Genomic DNA, 4,427 nt, shown 5'->3' with positions numbered 1-4,427 from the left:
GGCCGGAACCGATGCGCCACGCCCAGCCGGCGTCCGCGGCACCGCCCCACGCGTAGTACCACGTGAGCAGGCCGGTCGAGCTGTTCTTCCCGCTGCCCGCCGGGCAGGTGGTCGGGCCCACACAGTTGCCGACCTGCTTGAAGTACTTGTCGTAGAACGCGTACCGCAGGTAGTCGCCGAGCTTCGCGGCCTTGGCCACGGTCGCCGCGACGTCCGCCTTCTTGCCCTGCTGGGTCGCCCAGGTGTCGGCCCAGTACGCCGCCTGCACCGCGCGGGCGTCCGCGTCCGGCGCGTCGGTGTAGCGCCACTGCTTGGCGTAGCTGGAGTCCTGGATGAACAGCGGCAGGTACCCGTTCGGGCCGCCCTGGCCGGGGTTGAACGGCTCCCACGACGGCTGCGGCACCGTCTCCCACACCGACTCCTGCGGTCCGCGCTGGAAGGTGTTGATGTAGGACGGGCTGCCGGTCTTGTCGCCGCGCCGGCCGTAGCCGTACTTGTTGTCGACGTCGAGCAGCCAGTGCATGCCGTAGACGTCACTGGTGCCGTAGGTGCTGGTCAGCTCGCTCGCCAGCGGGTCGTTGCCGGTGGACACGTTGGCGTCCAGCGGCACCGGGTACTGGTTCGGGGTGTCCTGCTCCGGAGCGTAGGTCGCCGTGTCGTTCGGGTTGTACGCGGCGTTGCTCGGCTGGTCGGCGTGGGTCGGGATGATGTTGGTCTCCATGGACGTCCAGGCCGTGTTGAACCTGCTCCAGTCCTGGGTGGCCTGCCCGTACTGCGCCTCGAGCCAGAGCCAGTAGCTGAACGCCTCGGACGTCGTGACGTGCCCGTAGTCCGGCGCCTCGACGATCAGCGTCTCCACCGAGTGGTAGGGGATCGGCGGGTTGTGGCTGGAGAAGTAGCCGTTCGCCGGGTCCTTGATCTTGTTGTACAGCGCGAGGAACCGCTGCGCGTAGCTCGACAGGTCGTTGTCGGCCTCGGTCGCGTTGACCGTCGCCGAGGTCTGGCCGGTCGCGCTCGCGGTGAACACCGCCGTGCCGTTGGCGCTGTCGGTGTCCTCCGCCGCGTTCAGCGTCACCGTCTGCGGCGTGTTCCAGTTCGCCGTGGTGAACGTGCGCGTCGCGCCGGTGCCCACCGTCAGGTCGGCGTCGCCGCTCGAGCGCGCGGTCGTGACCGTGACGTTCCCGCTCGGTTGCTGGGAGAGCCGGAGGTTCACGGTGGTGCTGCTGCCCTCGGGGACGTTCACCGCGGTCGGGTCCGCGACGATCGTCGGCCCGGTGTTGGCGCTCACCGTCACGTCCACGGGCGCGGAGTTCGTGAAGGTGCCCGCGTTGTCGTACGCCCGCGCGACGAGCACGTAGTCGCCCGCCGGCACGTTCGACCAGGTGGCCGAGTACGGGCTGGAGGTGTCGGTGCTGATGAGCGTGTTGCCCGCGTAGAACTCGACCTTGGAGACCGAGCCGTCGGAGTCGGCGGCGGTCGCGGCGAGCGGGATGTTGGCGCCCGCCGTGAAGGTCGTGCCGGTGGCGGGCTGCGTCAGGCTCACCGTGGGTGCGGAGTTCGCGCCGGCGCACGCCACGCCGTTGATCGCGAAGCTCGTCGGGTTGTTGTTGGTGCCCGTGTAGCTGCCGTTGAAGCCGATCTGGGTGGACCCGTTCGTGGCGAGTGCGCCGTTGTAGGACAGGCTCGCCGCGGTCACGTTGGCGCTGCCGGCGGGCTGGGTCCAGGTCGCGTTCCACCCGGAGTCGACCCGCTGCGTGCCGGGGAAGGCGAACGTGAGGGTCCAGTTGGTGATCGGGTCGCCGAGGTTGTGGAGGGTGAGGTTGCCGGTGAAGCCGCCACTGCCCCAGTTGCTGGCCGAGTAGTCGACCGAGCACTGGACCGCCAGCGGGGTCACGTCGGCGCTCGCGGGGATGGCGAGGGGGACGATGAGTGCGAGACAGGCTGGGAGCGCTCCCAGGCGTCGTCTTAATCTCATGGGTCAAGCTCCGATGACTGATCGGAATGTGTGGGGGGAGCGCCGCCCGCCTCCGCACGGCCGGGGGTGGCCGTGCGAAGGCGGGCGGTCGACTACTTCAGGTCGTTCACAGCGGCGGGAAGGCGTTGGCCATCAGCTGCTGGAACTGGGCGGAGAACCAGTGGCCGGACAGCGGCGCGTTCGGCAGCGCCCCGGACATGTGGTTCTGGTTGCGCGGGTTGCCCGTGTACGTGGGGTCGCACATCCGGTCGAAGCCCTTGCCCTCGTCGTTCGGGATGGCCGAGCTGGAACCGTCGGACTCACCCGGCGGCTTGATCCAGACGTAGGCGTCGATCCCGGCGGCGGGTGCGGCCTTCGGCCGCTCGCCGAGTCCGGCACCGGACTGGTTGCACCAGTTGCCGAGGTGGATCCGGCGGTCGACCTTGGACTGGTTCATGAAGGTGACCGGGTCGGTCGACGTGCTCGCGGCGGTGGGCCGGGCCGAGCCGCCCCAACCGTTGCGCGAGGTGTCGATCAGCATGCCGATGCTGGAGCCGAAGCAGCTCGCGGCCTTCGTGCGGAAGTCCTGCGCGAAGCCCAGCTCGTCGACGTAGCGGTTCCAGTCGACCCAGCCGCCGCCCACCTCGCGCAGCACCTTGCCGCCCACCACGGTGTTCGCGGTGAAGAACGGCTCCTTGAGCGCGCTGTAGTTGGCGGTGTTGGTGATGAAGCCCCACACGTCCGCCGGCGTGGCGCCCTGCGCCCGCGCGGCCTGGCACGCGATGTCGATCGTCGGCTGGAGGTTGTCGTCCCAGCCGATCCAGCCGTGGTGACCGGCGTCGATGTAGTTGTACACGTTCGCCACGTCGCCCAGCTTGTTCAACGCGTAGCCGACGCCGTTGACGTAGTTGCCGTTCTGCTTCATCGTGTCGCACTGCGGCGTCGCGGTCTCCCGCGGCGCGACGTTGGTGATCAGGTTCGGCAGCGAGTCGATCTCGATGACCGTCACGATCCGCAGGTTGGCGTAGGCCGGCCTGGCCAGGATCGCGGCGATCGGGTCGATGTACTGGTGCTCGTACTTGTCCAGGTCGGTCGGACCCAGCTCGCCGTTGGACGCCAGTGCGGCGCAGTCACGACCGGGCAGGTCGTAGATGACCACCTGGAACACCAACGCGTTCGACCCGTTCGCGGCGTCCTGCTGAACCGCGGAGTCGAGGTGCGCAGCGAGGCCGCGGGCACCGGTCGTGCCGTTGATGGCCGCGATGCGGTCCATCCACACGCCCGTCGGCTGGTTGGCGACGCGGCTGCCACCCGGCTCGGCGGCGGCGAGGGCGGACCAGTCCGCGTTCACGTACTGGGTCGCGCCGACGTACGGGTTGTCGACCCTGTTGCCCGCGGGCGGGGTGCCCGGGTCGGTCGGGTTGCCCGGGTCGCTCGGCGGCTGGCCGGTACACGCCGTGCCGTTGAGCGAGAAGCTCGTCGGCGCGGTGTTGGTGCCGGTGAAGCTGCCGTTGAAACCGATCTGCGTGGACGCCCCGGTGCCGAGCGCGCCGTTGTAGGACGCACTCGTCGCGGTCACGTTCGTGCTGCCGCTCGCCTGGGTCCACGTCGCGTTCCAACCGGAGTCGACGTGCTGGCTGCCCGGGAAGCTGAACGTCAGCGTCCAGTTGGTGATCGGGTCGCCGAGGTTGTTGACGGTGATGTTGGCCGTGAAGCCGTTGTTACCCCAGTTGTTCGCGGAGTAGTCGATCCGACAGGCGGGTGCCGCGCTTGCCGGGGAGGCACCCAACGCCATGACGAACGTCGTCGCCATGACGACGAACGACACGGCGGCGGCCGTTGCACGGCGTCCGCGGTGCATGAATGTCAACTTGGATCTGAGCCTCATCGCGGTTCCTCTCGCTCATCGTTGAGCGGGCGCTCTGGGAGCGCTCCCAGAATCGGAGTCTAACGCCTGTTAACGCGATGTGTACAGCCTCTCACGGAGGATGAACAGTTAAGTTCCCCGTGCGAACGCCGGTCGTCCGATCCTTTCCCTGGCCGGTTGATTGCAACTTTCGGTCCTTGTCGGGCCACCTGCCGCTATGCGGGAGAGTTCACGCGGCGGGGTTGACAGGGACGGCAAAGGTCCGAATTCTGGGAGCGCTCCCACCTCCCGCCTGCCGCGGCGGCGGGCCGATGAGGTGTGCCCGCGACGGGTCGTCCCGGCTTCGCACGACGGTACGCTGAGGCGAGGTCGGGAGGGGCGAGCGGAGCGAACCGTTGGTGTTCACGCTGGCGCCGAGTCCGTGGAGGGCGCCGGAGGAGCGGAGCTTGCGGAGCGTTCCGGGGGCCGGGAGCGGGGGAGGGGGCGGGGTGAGCGGAGCTTGCGGAGCGAACCGTTGGTGTTCACGCTGGCGCCGAGTCCGCGGAGGGCGCCGGAGGAGCGGAGCTTGCGGAGCGTTCCGGGGGCCGGGAGCGGAGGAGGGGACGG

Annotated in this window: 2 protein-coding genes; both read right to left on the bottom strand. The window is 69.2% G+C overall.

Annotated elements, in window-relative coordinates; genetic code table 11:
* Nucleotides 1-1,975, bottom strand: a 1,975-nt coding sequence (locus tag ACJ73U_RS31435) for a glycoside hydrolase family 48 protein (protein WP_407781359.1), incomplete at its 3' end; no start/stop codon positions are given.
* A 106-nt stretch (nt 1,976-2,081) separates the two neighbouring features.
* Nucleotides 2,082-3,815: a glycoside hydrolase family 6 protein gene (locus tag ACJ73U_RS31430; RefSeq protein ID WP_407781358.1), complete on the bottom strand. Its 1,734-nt coding sequence runs from the start codon at nt 3,813-3,815 to the stop codon at nt 2,082-2,084.
* Between the last annotated feature and the right edge of the window lie 612 nt (nt 3,816-4,427).

The sequence above is a fragment of the Actinophytocola sp. genome (assembly GCF_045807065.1).
Taxonomy (GTDB): domain Bacteria; phylum Actinomycetota; class Actinomycetes; order Mycobacteriales; family Pseudonocardiaceae; genus Actinophytocola.
The sequence above is the reverse complement of the archived record's forward strand: the minus strand, read 5'-3'. Positions and strand labels throughout refer to the sequence as shown.

Excerpts from the sequence above, each read along its gene's own strand:
- ACJ73U_RS31430 (WP_407781358.1), bottom strand. The coding sequence starts at position 3,815 with ATGCACCGCGGACGCCGTGCAACGGCCGCCGCCGTGTCGTTCGTCGTC.